Here is a 15,406-nt window from a genome sequence, read left to right on the forward strand (position 1 = left end):
TCCATATGTGAAACACCGTCTATATTGCCGTCTATATAGACAGAGCATCCACACTCTCACTCACTGCACAATGCGGCCCAACTCGGATGCGTACGTTCGATCATACAAGCGTAGGCTTGATGGCGTGTGTTGCGACCATTCACGGCCCTCGATCTCAAGACATATGGTTTGACCTCAGACGAGGTGGCGATACGCCGCCAGACAACAGCAAGTGCGGACGTCGACAGGATCACCGTGCCTCAACAACCTTGTGTTCAGTCAATACGGGCCATCCGTCGCCGATCTGAATGCTATCGCCGGCCTCGCACCTCATTGAGACATGTCAAAGTGTCCGTTCAAGCGCCTTGCTAAGCATGACATGTGCAACCATTCCGGTGGGATTTGCCCGCCCTTGCGTGGTTGCTGGTGTTATCGCGCTGTGGAGACTATGCGCTATGAAATGGCATACATCGCATCAGTTTCCCGCACTGAGGCTTATCGTGCGCTCCGGTGAGAAATGCAGGGTCGTCAAAACCGTTTGGGATGCGGCGGTAACTTTGATCTCGGACTGGCCAACCGACGATGGCGAGGAATATGTCGTGGCGATCAGGGCATGCCTAGATGCCTTGCATGACGTCATCCCCCCGGAAGCGGTCAGGGAAGCTCTCATCCGCGCCGCTGCAGAAGAGCGGATCTTGTATATTTCGGTCATCGAATGACGAGGCTTGGCGCACACGAGGCTTACTCGCTTCACCCAACGACGCCGAACTTTGACCTGTTGATGTATATCAAGGCCCCAAGTCCCAAGAGCGCCTATCAATTAGTGACGAATGCTCAGCGGAAATCTCATTGTTTGCTGTGGCTTCAGGACGATAGATTCGTGACAAGGAGAAGAACATGCGTGCAGCTTTGCTGATCGCTGTGATAGCCGGTGCTATCTTCGGTGCCTACGCGTACCAATCCAGCGGCTCCGACAAACCAAAAGAACCGAGCCAACAGTCGTCGACCAATACGGGTAACGGTGCTGCCAAGCCCAAGCTCGGCTACCCCGATCCCTATATTCCCCCGACAAAGGGTAATGGCTTTTGACTTCTGACGACATTCAAGGGATTGGATAATGTCAATACGTAGCCCGATCATTGTGGTCAAGCGTCGGCGCCCCCGCGCGCCGAGATTGGCCAGGAGCCTATCCGAGACTTTGAACTCCCGGCCACCAGATGGTTCTCCCTCGAATACGCAAAATCTGCGAACTCGTCGGGTGCTCCATCTGTCGGCCGTTCCTTCCAACGATGTGACAGCTCGTTTGCCGTGGCTAAATGCCCGAGCCCAGGCTTCTGACGAAGCCTGACGCCCTATCGATCTTCAGGTCATCCACATCAGGCACTGCAATTTTCACAGCCATCGGCCGAATTTCTAAGACACACAGGCGGGGAATACGCTCCCTATCGATATCGGGGACCTCCTCAGGCACGCTGTCGCTGTGCACTGGTCGGACGCGAGATCCCTGATCAACATCGGCGAGAAGTGCAGTTTGCAGCACGGCTGCTCGACCGATCAATCCAGATACAGGTTTGCCACTTTCCGCAACATCCTGATCCCGGTGTTCGAGATCACCTGCGGAGGCAATGAGCCATTTTCAAGTCTCAGGAGCGAGCCGCTGGAAATGGGGCAGAGCCTGGTAATTCGCCCGCTATAGCGGTGCCAACCTGAGCGGAATTGTATATGAGGCCATACTTCACCTGTGTCACACGCAGATCGCGATACCAGTTGACGAGATCGCCCCATGGGTCGTTTATTTTTGACAGGCCGGATACGAAGGCGACGACAGTCCCGATTTCGGTCTTCCCGCTGACCACGAAATACCCGCCCATCGCGAAGATTCCTGCGTAACCCATCTGGGTCATCAGGTTCATCATGAAATTCATCGTGAACTTGATTTTGTAGATGCTCATGTTGATCCGGAAGACACCTCCGATACGCGACGCCTGAAGGCCGTTTGTGTCAATTGCTTGCCCCATTTGGACGATATCCTCGCTGACGTTGCGCATGATGCCGATCCTTTTCCCGACGCGCCGGTTGATCGCTGCCTGCATGATCGGGACGAAGCCACTTTGCGGAAGAAAGATCGTGACGACGATGATCGTCATGAGTGGCTGCAGATAAACCAGATAGCCGCAAACAGCTGTTAATATGCCGATCTGCAACAAAGGCTCCGAGACACTCGTGCCAACGAAGCCACCGACAGGCTCGGCTTCGGCCAGGATGATCGAGAGCTGGACACCTTCGCTGGCCATCATGGTGCCGTCCGTCAACGATGTTTGTGATGCCTCGAATACTTGGAGACGGAGCCATCGGACGGCCGCTTCTCCGATCCAACTGCTGTAGATATTGAGCCCAAGTTTCACGGCTCCCTCGATCAGAGCTAAAAGGACGTATATCAGCACCAGAATGGCGATCGTTCGATAGGAACCATTCTCCGTTGCTGCATTCACGATCCGTCGCTGTATCTCCAGCGGTATGGTTCCTGCCGTAAAGAGCACGATGGACAGCATTGCGACGGCCAGCTGATGCCATCCCGATACTCGAAAGACGAAACCGTAGAGCGTCCGGGGCAGAACTATTTCTTTCGGGATCTGGCGCGATGTCGCCGCCTTCGAACCTCGAAATTTTTTCAGGATGGTCATTGCGTCGCCGATTTCTCAAGCGCCGCCTGTCGCCCGGTACCGGCGATCGGCTCCACCCACAAAATGCCGATGATCGTGGCGATCATGACGATCAATATGATCAGCAATAGCTTTTGCACCGATGCCCTCCTGGCGTGCCATACAATTTGCCCTGTCTTTGGACGTTTTCACGTTCTTGCTATGCGCGCGTTGATCCGGGTCAAAGCCGAGGCAGCATTTGTGTGGGAGGAGAAGGGTGGTAGATCAAACTGCTCGCCGGAGTGATCCAGTGGCGGAAAAGGTTGCTTGAAACGCAGATGGGCGCGCCGTTTCCTGGCTTCTTCTTCCGACATTGAGCTTCGAAACGAGCCCCAATTTGGATGGGCTTCAGCCATGAAAGCGATGGTTCTTCGACAAATCGGGAAACCGCTGGTATTTGTCGAACGTGATGATCCAAGGCCTAGCCCAGGCGAGCTGAGGATCAAGGTTGAGGCCTGCGCTGTCTGTCGTACTGATCTTCATGTTGTAGACGGTGACCTCGACAATCCAACGCTTCCGCTCGTACCGGGTCATGAGATCGTGGGTATTGTCGATGCTGTGGGCTCCGGCATCGAAAGCGCCAAACTTGGTCGCCGCGTCGGCGTTCCCTGGCTTGGCCACACATGCGGAACATGTTCTTTCTGTCAAATGAAGGCTGAGAACCTATGTGACCGGCCGCAATTCACCGGCTACACCCGCGACGGCGGTTTCGCGACGCATGTCGTGGCCGACGCGGCCTTTGCGTTTGATCTCGATGCAGACGCCGATCCGGTATCGCTCGCGCCACTTCTGTGTGCCGGATTGATTGGCTGGCGTTCGCTCAAGAAGGCCGGCAATGGCAAGAGCATCGGTCTCTTCGGCTTCGGCGCCGCCGCGCATATCCTGACCCAGATCTGCATCTGGCAGGGGCGCGACGTCTATGCGTTCACGCGCAGCGGCGACCATGCAGCGCAGCAGTTTGCGCTGGAGCTTGGCGCGGTATGGGCCGGCTCGTCGGAAGAGAACGCTCCAATTCTGCTCGACGCAGCCATCATCTTTGCGCCCGCAGGCGATCTGGTGCCGGCAGCGCTCAAGGCGGTTCGCAAGGGCGGGGTAGTTGTGTGCGGCGGAATTCACATGAGCGACATACCGTCCATGCCCTACGCTGTTCTATGGGGGGAACGCGAGCTTGTCTCCGTCGCCAATTTGACACGCGCGGACGCAGCTGAGTTTTTCCCGATTGCCAAGAGCGCCGGCGTGCGAACCCACACCACGGCCTATCCACTCGAGAGGGCCAATGAGGCGCTCGCAGATCTGCGCGCCGGGCGTCTTGTCGGTGCAGCTGTATTGGTGCCCAAGGCAAGCTGAACGGATATGAAAATGGGCTTTATCATACTGCCGACACCATCATCCCCGGCGGAAATAAATTCGTTTCACCAGCTCGAGCGTCGCCGCGTAGATTGCCGAGATCGCGATCAGCCCTCCCATCAACGGAATTGGGAGCGGTGTGAAATCGAATATGCTCGCAACCGGCGAAAAATAGGGCAACACGAGGGCGATGAGGGTGATAAGCGCCGTCGACCAAAGGAGTAGGGGACCGGGCCTATCCTTCCATGCCGCCATGGTCGTGCGAACGATTAGCATGGTCACGAGCTGCGTAATGAGTGATTCGACAAACCAGGCCGTGCGGAACTGATTGGTCGTCACGTGCACGACAAACAACAGAAATCCGAACGTCACGAAATCGAACAACGAGCTGACTGGGCCAAAGAAGATCATAAATCGTTGGATGCCGCGAATGTCCCATCGCCTCGGACGCTGCACTTGCTGTCGATCGACCCTATCCGTGGCGATTGCCATAGATGGAATGTCGGCAAGCAGGTTGTTGAGCAAGATCTGTTTGGCGAGCAGCGGCAGGAACGGGAGGAACAGAGAGGCGATCGCCATGCTGATCATGTTGCCGAAGTTCGCGCTCGTCGCGATCGATATATATTTCATGGTGTTGGCGAAGGTTCGCCGACCGTCGTCCACGCCGCGAATCAGCACGTTGAGGTCCTGTTGCAACAGCACGAGATCAGCAGCCTCCCGGGCGACATCGACTGCGCCGTCGACAGAAATGCCGACGTCGGCGTCATGGAGGGCTGGAGCGTCGTTGATACCGTCACCCATATAACCGACCACATGACCGGAACGCCGCAGCGCTTTGATAATGCGCTCTTTCTGGTTGGGATCAATCTCGACAAACAGATCTGTTTTTGGCGCACGGGCGAACAATGCGTCGCTGCTCATCGATGCCAGCTCTCCGCCGGTCAAAACATGTTTCGTTCTCAGCCCGATCGTGTCGGCCAGGTGTTTGACGATGTAGCGATTGTCGCCGGATATGATCTTGATGCCGATGCCGCGATGTTTCAGTCCTGCCAGCGCATCCTTGATGCCTGCCTTCGGCGGATCAAGAAACAGGAGAAAGCCCTCGAGGCAGAGCTCGCGCTCGTCGCCAACGTCATAAGATCCCTTGTCTTGAGCGAAGCGCCGAGTGGCGATTGCGATCACGCGAATGCCATCCTCGCCCCATTTGCGATAAAGCGCGTCGACGGCCGCACGTGACCGGTCATCGAGAGGCCCGACAGCGTCGCCTGTCCTGACGGAGGTACAGACGGAAAGGATATTGGCGACGGCGCCTTTGCAGACCATCATCGTATCCTGGCCGGCGCTATTGACGATGACCGATAACCGTTTGCGCATGAAATCGTATGGAATCTCGTCTTTCTTCACGAAGGCTTTCAGATCTGCGCCAATCTCGCCGGATGCCAGTATAGCATCGTCGAGCGGGTTTTTGAGGCCGGCCTGCAGCGATGCGTTCAAAACGGCGAGTAAGTGGACCTGCTGCGAGCGCTTGCCGCCCGGATCGACGAAATCGTCGAGTTTTATGATGCCTTCCGTCAGCGTGCCGGTCTTGTCGGTGCACAGAAGGTTCATGCTCCCAAGATTTTCAATAGCGTCGAGCCGACGAATGATGACGCCGCCGGCAGCCATGGCGCGCGCGCCGCGGGCGAGCGTCATGCTGATAATCGCCGGCAGAAGCTCGGGAGTCAGCCCGACGGCCAACGCCAGAGAAAATAGCAGTGAGTCGATCAGCGGCCGGTGCAGGAGCAGGTTGGCAACAAAGACGGTAATGACGATCACCAACATGATGCGCGTCATCAAATAGCCGAAGCGACGTATACCTCGTGAAAAATCCGTTTCGGGTATCTGTTTCGCGATTGCGCCGGCGATGGTCGCGTACTCGGTGCGTCCACCTGTTTCGACAGCGATGACAGTTGCCGTGCCGCTGCGAACCGACGTGCCGGTGAAAACGCAATTGGACCTGGCGGCGATCGGAGCGTCGGGTGGACAGACACCGGCAAGCTTGCCGACCGGGAAGGTCTCACCCGTCAGGGTGGCCTCGCTGACGTTCAAGTCACGTGACGAAAGGATCACACCATCGGCCGGCACAAGACTGCCAGCTGCAAGCTTGATGATGTCACCGGGGACGATGGTGTTTGCCGGCACGAGGGATTCTATTCCGCCCCTTACAACTGTTGCGGACAACGAAATGCTTTTCTTCAGCGCCTCCAACGCCTTCGTCGCTCCGTACTCTTGAGAAAAGCCGAGCAGACAGCTCGCAAGGACGATGAGGCTTATGATGATGGCATCATGCATCTCCCCGACCAGCGAAGATACCGTCGCGGCAAAGATGAGAATGAGAACGAGGGGATTCAGAAATTGCCGTGCCAGAATATGAAGCGCATTCGTGTGCGTCATAGCGACGACGGTGTTCGGGCCGTAGCTCCTTAACCGGTACGCTGCCTCCTCGGGGGAAAGACCTCTTGTCTGTGAGCCGAGATCGTGCAGCAGAAGGTCTTCGGCCTTCGACCAATAGGGCGAGGTCGACGTCGTTGCATCTTGGCTTGCGGAAGCCCGATCTTTAAGCGGAGCGTTCATGTCAATTGACCCCTTGAGTGTAACTGACGTTAGCCGGTCCATCCCCAGCGCTTCATTGACGCTCATCAAAACTCGCGGTTCATAGCGTTCGACGTCTTCCCGTTCAGAGACGTCGCGCGGGAGAAAACGCCGAATAGGTCGAAGCGGGCGTCAATCGAGCGACTTGCGAAACCGCATCACACTCAGTGTCAGCATTCCAGTTCCGAGGATTGCCATCGCGGCGAAATCGGGCCAGAGAACATCGATACCGGCTCCTTTGAGGAACACGGCGCGGATGACGACCAGGAAATAGCGCAGCGGATTGATGATGGTCAGCCATTGCAGGACTTTCGGCATGGCTGAGATCGGAAATGCAAATCCTGAGAGAATGAACAATGGATTGAGCAGAAAGAAATTCAACGCGAAGGCTTGCTGTTGCGTCCGCGAAAAAGCCGACAACAGAAGGCCGAGGCCGAGTGCGGCCAAGAGGAAGAGACAGGCGCCCAGAAGCATGATCCAGGGACTTCCGACAAATGGCACGCGAAACCAGAGCACCCCGATCGTCGCCACGAGAGCGATGTCGCCGAGGCCGATCAGGAAAAACGGCAAGGTTTTGCCCAGGATGAATTCGAAGGGGCGAATGGGGCTGACCATGACCTGTTCGAGTGTTCCCACTTCCCGTTCACGCACGATCGCAAACGCCGTGAGGCTCATCACCTGCATCAATGTCAACGTGCCGATAACGCCGGGAATGAAGAACCAGCGATCGTCCAGGCTCTCGTTGAACCAGGGGCGCTCTTGCAGCGACACGGTGACCGTGCGAGGTGCCACTTGGGTGTCCGGGCGCCTGTCGTCTGTGGAATTTTCTGCTTCGAACTGGGCAACGATCTGACTGACATAGCCGGCTGCGATCAGTGCCGTGTTGGAATTGGTGCCGTCCACCACGACTTCGAGGGCTGCGGAGCGTCCATTGTTCAGGTCCTGCTCGAATCCGGGATGGATCAAAACCGCGACGGTTGCTTGATCCGTGTCGATATCATGGGTGATCTTGCGTTCATCGTCCGTGCGGTCGACGATGTCAAAACGCCCCGCAGCCGCGAAATGGGAGATGAGATTGCGGCTCGCCTGGCTTCGATCCAGATCGAGTACGGCGGTCGCCACATGATTGACGGTAAACGTTGCGGCATATCCATAGATGACCACCTGGAGGACCAGCGGGACGACCAGCCGGAAGATTGCCCAACGATCGCGCTTGAGTTCGATGAACTCCTTCATCAGCATGACGTACAGGCGCTCGAACATGGCTAATCCAACCGTTTGCGAAAGGCGATGGCGGCCAGATAGGCAATCACGGTTGCAAAGATCACCAGCCCGAGAAGCGGGCCTGCCAGATCCGCTAGGGAGCTGCCCTTCAGAAATATGGAACGAAGGATGCTGACATAGTACCGGGCATAAACGAGGAACGTCACGGCGCGGACGGGTGCGGGCATCTGGTCGATCGGGAAAGTGTAACCGGACAACATGGTGGTCGGCAGCATTGTAAGGATTAATGCAATCTGGCTGGCGCCGAGCTGGCTGCGAATGCGAACCGACAACAGGTATCCGATCCCCAGCACCACGACGGCAAACAGCGCGGTCGTCATCACCAAGGTCGTGACGCTGCCCCTGAACGGTACCTGAAACCAGAAAATCGTAACCAGAAGACAGAAGGCGGCATCGATCAGTGCAATCACAAAATAGGGAACCAATTTCCCGAGCATGACTTCGAATGCAGTGACAGGGGTGGAGATAAGCTGTTCCATCGTACCCCTTTCCCACTCGCGCGAAATGGTGAGCGAGGTCAGCCGAGCGCCGACGGCGGCAAGGATGACAGCAACCACGCCGGGAATGATAAAATTACGACTTTCCAGGCCGGCATTGAACCAGACACGCAGTTGCAGATCGATCTGGCCGATGGCGTCAGGCTGTAGGCCGTGCGCTTGCGCCCATCGGTTTTTGAAATCGGTCAAGGCCTCGGCAATCACCCCTTTTGCATAACCCGTCGCTATATTCGTGGTATTAGCATCGGTGCCGTCGAATATCGTCTGGATGTTGGCCTTGCCGGCGGAACTCATGCTCTTCGTGAAGGTTACGGGAATGACCAGCGCGCCGATGCAGGTGCCGCGGTCGATGGCCTGTCGAATCGCGCGGTCGCTGTCGAGCGCGTGGACCGCTTCAAACCATCCCGATGCTACGAAACGGCTGGTGAGATCACGGCTGGTCTGACTGTTTTCCTGATCGTAGACGCAAAGGGAGACGTTTTTGATGTCCAGGCTGACGCCGTAGCCGAGCAGCGCCATCTGCAACAGCGGCATCAACAACGCTATCGCAAGACTGCGTGGATCGCGGCAGACTTGCAGTGTCTCCTTGTAGGCAATGGCGAACAATCGACGTCCATTCATGGATGAGCGCCTTCGACGTGGCCGCGGGAGACAAGCTGGACGAAAACGTCCTCCAGACTTGCCGAGATGCGGTTGGGGGAGCCGGCGATGATGCCGCCTTGGCTAAGCAATAGGGGAAGACCTATCGCGGTGGCGCTATCGCGAAGCAAAACATGCAATTTGTCTCCAAAAATTGCTGCATCGATCACGCCTGGGGCCCGCCGCAGCTTTGCAAGGCCGGCTCCCAACATGTTGCAGGAGATCTCGAACAATTCGCCACCGAGTTCGCGCCCTCGCAGTTCGCCCGGGCTTCCGAGAGCAACCAGTTTGCCCGCATTGATCAGCGCAATTCGGTTGCAATACTCGGCCTCGTCCATGTAGTGCGTCGACACGAGGATGGTTACGCCGCTACCGGCCAGATTGTGGATCATGTCCCAAAAATGACGCCGTGCTTCAGGCTCGACGCCCGAGGTGGGCTCGTCGAGAAACAGGACTGGCGGACGGTGCAGAATGGCGCAGCCGAGCGCCAGCCGCTGCTTCCAGCCACCAGCCAACGTTGCGACGAGAGCGTCTTCACGGCCTTCTAGGCCGGCGGTCGCTATCGCCTGCGCCATTCGCGAGGCCATTTCCCGGCGGGGAACGTGATACATCCCACCGAAGAATTGCAGGTTTTCCCTGACCGTAAGATCGGAATAAAGAGAGAATTTCTGCGACATGTAACCTATATGCGCGCGAACATCCTCAGGATGGCGTGCAACGTCAAAACCCGCGACGAATGCCGATCCGGCGCTCGGCCGTAGCAGGCCGCAAAGCATGCGCAGCGTCGTGGATTTGCCTGCGCCGTTCGGACCGATGAATCCGACGATTTCACCCTTGGTGATGGTAAGATCAAGGTCGTCGACGGCCACAAATGTGCCGAACCGTTTGGTAAGTCCCTGCATCTGGACGGTTGGTGCCGATGGTGTCGGATCGAGGTTATCCATCCCGCCGCTCCTTGCCCAGAAGTGCGACGAAGACATCCTCGATCGCCGGCTCGACCGGCGTGATGGCCATCACGGGGATAGCGCGCCCGGCGAGCCGCTCACGCAGTTCGGGTTCTCGCATGTCGGCGTCGTCTACCCGGACATTGACCCTGTCTCCCATCAGAAGCAGGCCAAGAACGCCAGGAGCGCCCACCAAGGCATCGCGAGCGGCGCGAGGATTGTCGGCAGAGACGGCGAGAAGGGCACCCGGCATCGCTTGTTTCAATTTCGCGGGCGTGTCGCAATGGTGTATTTCGCCGCCACTGACAAGCGCCAGGCGCGAACAGCGCTCGGCTTCATCCATGTATGCCGTTGAAAGGATGATGGTGACGCCTTCTTCGCGCAGGCCATAAAGGATCGCCCAAAAGTCCCGGCGTGAGACAGGATCGACTCCAGTTGTGGGCTCGTCGAGGAGCAGGACTTTCGGGGTGTGTATGAGTGCGCATATGAGCCCCAGCTTCTGTTTCATGCCGCCGGAGAGCTGACCGGCAAGACGGCGTTCGAAGCCACGAAGGCCGGCTGCATCCACAAGTGCCTCGGTACGTTCTCGGCGGATCGCCCGCGGAACGGAAAACAGCTCCCCATAGAAGAAGATGTTTTCGGCAACGGTCAGATCCTCATAAAGCCCGAAGCGCTGCGGCATATAGCTGATCTGCGATTTGGCCAGCTCCGGCATTGAAACGACGTCGATACCCTCGATGGTGACTGTGCCGGCATTCGGACGCAGCACACCGGCGAGCACGCGCATGATGGTGGTCTTGCCGGCACCGTCCGGCCCAACCAGCCCGAATATCTCGCCACGCGCGATGTCGAGGTTGACGTTACTCACAGCCGACAGCGAGCCAAAACGGCGAATGAGGCCCTGCACGTGGACAGCGATGTCGGTTGCCGCGCCGATCATTGGCCTGACGCCAGGAGAGAAATGGTCGCATCGGCCGGCATGCCTGGCAGCAATTCATGTGTCGGGTTGTCGATCTCGATGCGGATCCGGTAGACAAGCGTGATGCGTTCGGCGTGGGTCTCGACGGTTTTCGGCGTGAACTCAGCCTGAGGGGAGATGAAGCTAATTCGGCCCTTATAGATTTTGGCAGGATAGGTATCGGTGACGACGTCTACCGCTTCACCCAGCCGCACCTTGCCAATATCGGGACCGTTCACATAAGCGCGAAGCCAGATGTGATCGAGGTCATCAAGTGTGAGGATGGCGACGCCCGGAGCGGCAAGTTGACCGAGTTCGGCTTCGCGAACGGCGACAACTCCGGTGAAAGGGGCGCGAAGCGTGGCGTAGGCTAGAGTCATTTCGTCCAGCTTGATCCTCGCTTCAGCTGTCGCGACGCTTTCCGTAGCGAGCCGGACGTTGGCTTCTGCCACACCGACCAGGGCTTGATCGTGCGAAAGAAGCGCTGAAGATTGCTGTTGCGCGGTCAATGCGAGATCTCGTGTCTGCTGCGAGACAACGTCACTCTTTGCCAGAGTTTCCGCGCGAGCGAAGTCGCGCTGTTTCTCGGCAAGATCGAATGTGTCGCTCACAACGCTATGCTGGGCAGCCGAGAGATTACTTTGGTTGACACTGACCTGGGCAATCGCGACGTTGAGATTGGTGTGGTCTATTGCCAGCTGCTGTCGATAAAGACGGTCATCGATCCGTGCGAGCACCGTGCCAGCCTCGACACGCGCCCCTTCGTCGAAAGGAAGCTCAATGATCGGAGCCTGTACTTGGGTAAAACTCAGGACGCTCTGATGTGCTTCGATATTGCCGGAGATCGTGATGTGGTCAACTGCGAGGGAGGGACCGAATAGGGCATTTTGGAGCGGCTGCCGATACCAGAAGCCTAAACCGGCCATTGCAACGATGATCGCGACACCCACAGCCAAGCGACGGTTTCGACGCATTCGCTCTCCAGCCCTATGATCTGCAGCTCGTCCAGTGATTGGATCATGCGGTGATCCATCGGGGGCGGGTGCGATCTTCATTGTCGCGATATCCCTCTGTCGATCGATCCCCTCCGCTTTGTTGACGGCGGTTTCAATCGATTTCTCCGCGGAGTTTTTGGTGGTTTCGTCAGTTTCAGTGGGCATCAGCGTTCACCTCTGATGCTTTGCTAACCATTGCCCGGCGCGCGCGCCTTGACCTTTGTCAACAGGCGATCGTCTGAACGCGTTGGCTGCGGGGAATGGGTTGAGTGCCAAGCGTCAAGCCGGCATGGAGGAGTAAACGCCTTACCGACCTTCCATTTGCTTGATCAGTGAGCGACAAGAACCGGCATTTCGAGATCGGCCAGCAATGATCGGGTGACGCCGCCAAGGACCAATTCACGCATTTTGGAATGCCCGTAGGCACCGGCGACAAGCAGATCCGCGTGAAGGGCTCTGGCGGCCGATTGGATAGCAACGGCCACCTCTTCGCCATTTGCACGAGCAACGACAACTTCGACATCCAGGCCGCTGTTGCGAAGGACATTCGCGTATCGGTCCCGAGCCTTCTCGTTCATTGGAGCCTCGTTGGTGATCGAGATCAAGATGATCTTCGAAGCACTTTCCAGGAATAATCGGGCCCCGGTCAACGCAGTTGACAGCGGCGCGCTCCCATCCCAGGCGATTGCTACTATATCGATCCGGCTACAAACATGGTTTGCAGGGAACAGGACGAGAGGTCGGCCGCTTTCGAACAGAAGGTTCTCAAGCAAAGGCATCATGGTCTCGGACGCTTCGACGATTGAGAGATCATAAGCGCGCGAGATTTCCACCAGAGTATCCGGGATCAGCGGCTCCGACGCTTCGAATGTCTGAATGACGGCCCTTATGTCTGCTTTGTTGGCGTAGTCGCACACTGCTTCGCTCAATGCGACACCGCTGTCGCGGCTGAAGCGCTTTGCCTGCGAACTCAATCGTTCAACGTCGTCCACCCATGGGGATGATTGTCCGACGAGCGGCGTCTTGATCTGCAGAACGCTCGCGGTGAGATCTGCTTTTTGATGTCGCGCCAAGTCGACTGCGTTTTGAACCACGGAAAGCGAACTGGCACTGGGATAGGTGATCAATGGCAGATGGAATTGCGGTTTCATGTCAGTGTCCTCCAACAGGCTGACATAATGATCGCGTCGCTGCCCCACCGCCGCTTTGATGAAGATCAAGGTTGTCCGGCCCCGAAGGGGGCCCCGATCGATTTCATGACCGGCAAGATGACGATCGCGATCGCCTCGGGACGCGCGACAGCGCGCCATTTTGATGCTGATCAATGAACAACGTCGCAACACTGTCTTTGATGATATCGCGTCTTACGAAGACGATTTGGAAAAGGGCCGGGGCAAGGTCGTCCTCCAATGGTCCTCGCAACGAAGAGGAGAAATGATATGGCCGATATGGCAAGGAAGCTCCCCGTGAGCACGGAGAAGAAGGCGGCGCCCGCTATGGAGCGCTGGGCGCCATTCGAGAGCCTGCGATCGGAAATTGATCGCGTCTTCAATGACTTAACCCCTGGCTTTTTCGATCGCACACTCGCGCGTTTCCCGAATGCTTTCGCGCGTGGCATGCCGGCCGTCGACTTCGTCGAGTCCGATAAGGCCTATGAGCTCACGGCAGAGCTTCCAGGTATCAATGCGAAGGACGTGGAACTGACGCTCGCGGACGGCATCCTGACGGTCAAAGGCGAAAAGCATGAAAGCAAGGAGGAAAAGGAGAAGGAATACTACCTCTCCGAACGGCGCTATGGATCGTTCCAGCGCAGCCTCCAGCTTCCCGACGGCGTCGATGCCGAGAAGATCGATGCCTCCTTCGCAAATGGTGTTTTGAAGGTCGTTCTGCCGAAGACAGCCAATGCGCAGAAGAATGACCGGAAAATTGCGATCAAGGCAGGCTAACCCATCTGGCCTCAATCCCGTGTCCGTCGCGGCTCAGCTGTGGGTTATCAAGGGGGCCGGCGGCACAGGAAGGGAGGGGCTCGCCCCTCCCTTTGGCGTCAACCCACATGAAGGTGATTTTCAACGATGGCGACGCCCGGAACCGACCACGCGGCCTGCTCTGCCGCCTGCCGCTCATTCCAGGCATGTACGTCGCCTTCGAGGACGACTTTATTTCCTCCTTGAAGACAATCGATTGAGGCTCACACTCCCGACCAAATCTCCTCATTCCATCATGCAGCGTCATTGCGTTGGGTCGACGACGAGGCTCGTCTCCCTCCAAGTCTGGCGGGGCTCCGTCATGACTGGCGGGCGAGTCCGAATCGTCTGGATCCAGGCCCCGTGCGCCGGGACTAGGGGAGATGGGTTGTCGCACTTCTGCCGACGGTCGATCGCTACCGGGTCTCTTGCAGTCTATCGGTCGGAGAGGTCGCTGGCGATTGAGAAATACCGGGCAAGCATCGAAGAAAGCCGTCGGCGCCTGTCGCTAATGCGCAAGAAACAGCGGAATGTCCGAGTCTTCCAGCATCGATCGCGTCACTCCGCCGAAAAGGCGCTCCCGCAGTCGTAGATGGCTGTAGGCTCCCATGACGATTATGTCGGCGCCGATATCGACCGCGTGTTGTCGCAGCGTTTCATCGACCAGTCGGCCGCCGCTCGCAATGCAATCGACACCGACGTTTACGCCATGCCGGGCGAGGAAGACGGCGATATCCGCGCCGGGCTGCTTGCCGTTGACAGACTGTGGGGCAAGCGGATCGACGATCGTGACATGCACCTTTCCGGCGGCTTGCAGCAAATCGATCGACTGCCGCGCGGCGCGCGCTGCCTCCTCGCTCGAATCCCAAGCCAGCAAGATTACTTTTGACGCAAACTGAAGCGTTTTGCCGCTCGCGTTGACAAGTACAGGCGTCGGCGACTGGAACAATGCCCCATCGATTACCCTTTGCTGAAGCTCCTCGTTACGGGCCGCCTGCGGACCGATGAGGACGAGATCGGCATAAAGGGCGCGGTCCGCGATATCCTCGTCAGCCCAGGGAAATTCCGTATAGACTTCCTGCACGTCATAAGATGCGATGTTCCCGCTGAGCTGGGATCTGATATCGGATGCCTTCTCGGTCAGACTATCTATTTCACGTTGTCGCTCGTTGAGCTTGGTGATGGAGAGAGCATCGTATGCGCTGTGGGGCGGCGTGCCACCCATTGAAACGATCAGCGCGGTTAGGTGCGCACCATGTGTCTGGCAAAAGTCAACGGCGCCCTTCAAGTCATTTTTAAATTGATTGACGTCGAGGATACACAAGACGGTTTTGATGGACATGGTCTAATCGCCTTTCTCATTCGGAGGTCGGCAAAGATAGTCACCATCGCATCCCCGTTTCCTTGATCCTCATCAAAGCGAAGGCGATCCGGCATGCATTAAAGTCGAGACGCATACGAGGAAA

At 57.3% G+C, this 15,406-nt stretch carries 15 protein-coding genes and 1 pseudogene; 5 read left to right on the forward strand and 11 right to left on the reverse strand.

Features of this window, described 5'->3' with window-relative positions:
• Positions 1-434 precede the first annotated feature (434 nt).
• Both FHT29_RS16455 and FHT29_RS16460 read left to right on the forward strand, forming a co-directional pair.
• A complete protein-coding gene (locus FHT29_RS16455; protein ID WP_168599859.1) occupies positions 435-698 on the forward strand; it encodes a DUF982 domain-containing protein in 264 nt (87 codons plus the stop codon).
• 178 nt (positions 699-876) lie between these two features.
• Positions 877-1,068 (forward strand): hypothetical protein, encoded by a 192-nt coding sequence (locus FHT29_RS16460; RefSeq protein ID WP_112442891.1) that lies wholly within the window; start codon positions 877-879, stop codon positions 1,066-1,068.
• Between the two features lie 554 nt (positions 1,069-1,622).
• Here the strand turns inward: FHT29_RS16460 and FHT29_RS16465 are convergent.
• Complete coding sequence (locus FHT29_RS16465; RefSeq protein ID WP_312865287.1) at positions 1,623-2,663, reverse strand: ABC transporter transmembrane domain-containing protein; 1,041 nt, start codon at positions 2,661-2,663, stop codon at positions 1,623-1,625.
• Entirely contained in the window at positions 2,660-2,782 is a 123-nt protein-coding gene (locus FHT29_RS34930) for a hypothetical protein (RefSeq protein WP_280518139.1), read from the reverse strand. Before FHT29_RS34930 ends, FHT29_RS16465 begins: the two co-directional genes overlap by 4 nt.
• 253 nt (positions 2,783-3,035) lie before the next feature.
• Here FHT29_RS34930 and FHT29_RS16470 point away from each other — a divergent pair, with 253 nt between their 5' ends.
• Complete coding sequence (locus FHT29_RS16470) at positions 3,036-4,028, forward strand: zinc-dependent alcohol dehydrogenase family protein (RefSeq protein ID WP_168599860.1); 993 nt, start codon at positions 3,036-3,038, stop codon at positions 4,026-4,028.
• A 39-nt stretch (positions 4,029-4,067) separates the two neighbouring features.
• Here the strand turns inward: FHT29_RS16470 and mgtA are convergent, their stop codons facing one another.
• The 7 genes from mgtA to FHT29_RS16505 all read right to left on the reverse strand — a co-directional run bounded on the left by mgtA (position 4,068) and on the right by FHT29_RS16505 (position 13,127).
• Positions 4,068-6,641 (reverse strand): magnesium-translocating P-type ATPase, encoded by a 2,574-nt coding sequence (mgtA, locus tag FHT29_RS16475; protein WP_113084988.1) that lies wholly within the window; start codon positions 6,639-6,641, stop codon positions 4,068-4,070.
• 150 nt (positions 6,642-6,791) lie between these two features.
• Complete coding sequence (locus tag FHT29_RS16480; protein ID WP_168599861.1) at positions 6,792-7,922, reverse strand: ABC transporter permease; 1,131 nt, start codon at positions 7,920-7,922, stop codon at positions 6,792-6,794.
• A gap of 2 nt (positions 7,923-7,924) precedes the next feature.
• Positions 7,925-9,061, reverse strand: coding sequence for an ABC transporter permease (locus FHT29_RS16485; protein WP_168599862.1), 1,137 nt, complete (start codon positions 9,059-9,061; stop codon positions 7,925-7,927).
• Positions 9,058-10,023 carry an ABC transporter ATP-binding protein gene (locus tag FHT29_RS16490; protein WP_168599863.1) on the reverse strand — a complete coding sequence of 322 codons (966 nt, stop codon included), beginning with the start codon at positions 10,021-10,023 and terminating at the stop codon, positions 9,058-9,060. Before FHT29_RS16490 ends, FHT29_RS16485 begins: the two co-directional genes overlap by 4 nt.
• The gene (locus FHT29_RS16495) at positions 10,016-10,963 is read right to left on the reverse strand and encodes an ABC transporter ATP-binding protein (RefSeq protein ID WP_168599864.1); all 948 of its coding nucleotides are present in this window, start codon (positions 10,961-10,963) and stop codon (positions 10,016-10,018) included. The genes FHT29_RS16490 and FHT29_RS16495 overlap by 8 nt, the downstream gene beginning before the upstream one ends.
• Positions 10,960-12,141: an efflux RND transporter periplasmic adaptor subunit gene (locus FHT29_RS16500; protein ID WP_210255478.1), complete on the reverse strand. Its 1,182-nt coding sequence runs from the start codon at positions 12,139-12,141 to the stop codon at positions 10,960-10,962. The genes FHT29_RS16495 and FHT29_RS16500 overlap by 4 nt, the downstream gene beginning before the upstream one ends.
• 164 nt (positions 12,142-12,305) lie before the next feature.
• Positions 12,306-13,127, reverse strand: coding sequence for a universal stress protein (locus FHT29_RS16505; protein WP_168599865.1), 822 nt, complete (start codon positions 13,125-13,127; stop codon positions 12,306-12,308).
• A 27-nt stretch (positions 13,128-13,154) separates the two neighbouring features.
• Between FHT29_RS16505 and FHT29_RS16510 the strand changes: the two genes are divergently transcribed.
• Positions 13,155-13,304: a hypothetical protein gene (locus FHT29_RS16510; protein WP_167669629.1), complete on the forward strand. Its 150-nt coding sequence runs from the start codon at positions 13,155-13,157 to the stop codon at positions 13,302-13,304.
• 111 nt (positions 13,305-13,415) lie between these two features.
• Positions 13,416-13,922, forward strand: a complete 507-nt coding sequence (locus FHT29_RS16515; RefSeq protein WP_168599866.1) for an Hsp20/alpha crystallin family protein — start codon at positions 13,416-13,418, stop codon at positions 13,920-13,922.
• A 98-nt stretch (positions 13,923-14,020) separates the two neighbouring features.
• Here FHT29_RS16515 and FHT29_RS16520 read toward each other — a convergent pair.
• Together FHT29_RS16520 and FHT29_RS16525 are read right to left on the reverse strand one after the other, a co-directional pair.
• Positions 14,021-14,137 (reverse strand): annotated as a pseudogene (locus FHT29_RS16520) (BON domain-containing protein); the annotation flags it as partial.
• Positions 14,138-14,448: 311 nt separating this feature from the next.
• A complete protein-coding gene (locus FHT29_RS16525) occupies positions 14,449-15,282 on the reverse strand; it encodes a universal stress protein (RefSeq protein ID WP_037200772.1) in 834 nt (277 codons plus the stop codon).
• Positions 15,283-15,406: the final 124 nt, after the last annotated feature.

The sequence above is a fragment of the Rhizobium sp. SG741 genome, assembly GCF_012275435.1.
Lineage (GTDB): Bacteria > Pseudomonadota > Alphaproteobacteria > Rhizobiales > Rhizobiaceae > Rhizobium > Rhizobium lusitanum.

Coding starts and splice junctions, on each gene's coding strand:
- FHT29_RS16455 (WP_168599859.1), top strand. CDS start 435: ATGAAATGGCATACATCGCATCAGTTTCCCGCACTGAGGCTTATCGTG.
- FHT29_RS16460 (WP_112442891.1), top strand. CDS start 877: ATGCGTGCAGCTTTGCTGATCGCTGTGATAGCCGGTGCTATCTTCGGT.
- FHT29_RS16465 (WP_312865287.1), bottom strand. CDS start 2,663: ATGACCATCCTGAAAAAATTTCGAGGTTCGAAGGCGGCGACATCGCGC.
- FHT29_RS16470 (WP_168599860.1), top strand. CDS start 3,036: ATGAAAGCGATGGTTCTTCGACAAATCGGGAAACCGCTGGTATTTGTC.
- mgtA (WP_113084988.1), bottom strand. CDS start 6,641: ATGAACGCTCCGCTTAAAGATCGGGCTTCCGCAAGCCAAGATGCAACG.
- FHT29_RS16480 (WP_168599861.1), bottom strand. CDS start 7,922: ATGTTCGAGCGCCTGTACGTCATGCTGATGAAGGAGTTCATCGAACTC.
- FHT29_RS16485 (WP_168599862.1), bottom strand. CDS start 9,061: ATGAATGGACGTCGATTGTTCGCCATTGCCTACAAGGAGACACTGCAA.
- FHT29_RS16490 (WP_168599863.1), bottom strand. CDS start 10,023: ATGGATAACCTCGATCCGACACCATCGGCACCAACCGTCCAGATGCAG.
- FHT29_RS16495 (WP_168599864.1), bottom strand. CDS start 10,963: ATGATCGGCGCGGCAACCGACATCGCTGTCCACGTGCAGGGCCTCATT.
- FHT29_RS16500 (WP_210255478.1), bottom strand. CDS start 12,141: ATGCCCACTGAAACTGACGAAACCACCAAAAACTCCGCGGAGAAATCG.
- FHT29_RS16505 (WP_168599865.1), bottom strand. CDS start 13,127: ATGAAACCGCAATTCCATCTGCCATTGATCACCTATCCCAGTGCCAGT.
- FHT29_RS16510 (WP_167669629.1), top strand. CDS start 13,155: ATGATCGCGTCGCTGCCCCACCGCCGCTTTGATGAAGATCAAGGTTGT.
- FHT29_RS16515 (WP_168599866.1), top strand. CDS start 13,416: ATGGCCGATATGGCAAGGAAGCTCCCCGTGAGCACGGAGAAGAAGGCG.
- FHT29_RS16525 (WP_037200772.1), bottom strand. CDS start 15,282: ATGTCCATCAAAACCGTCTTGTGTATCCTCGACGTCAATCAATTTAAA.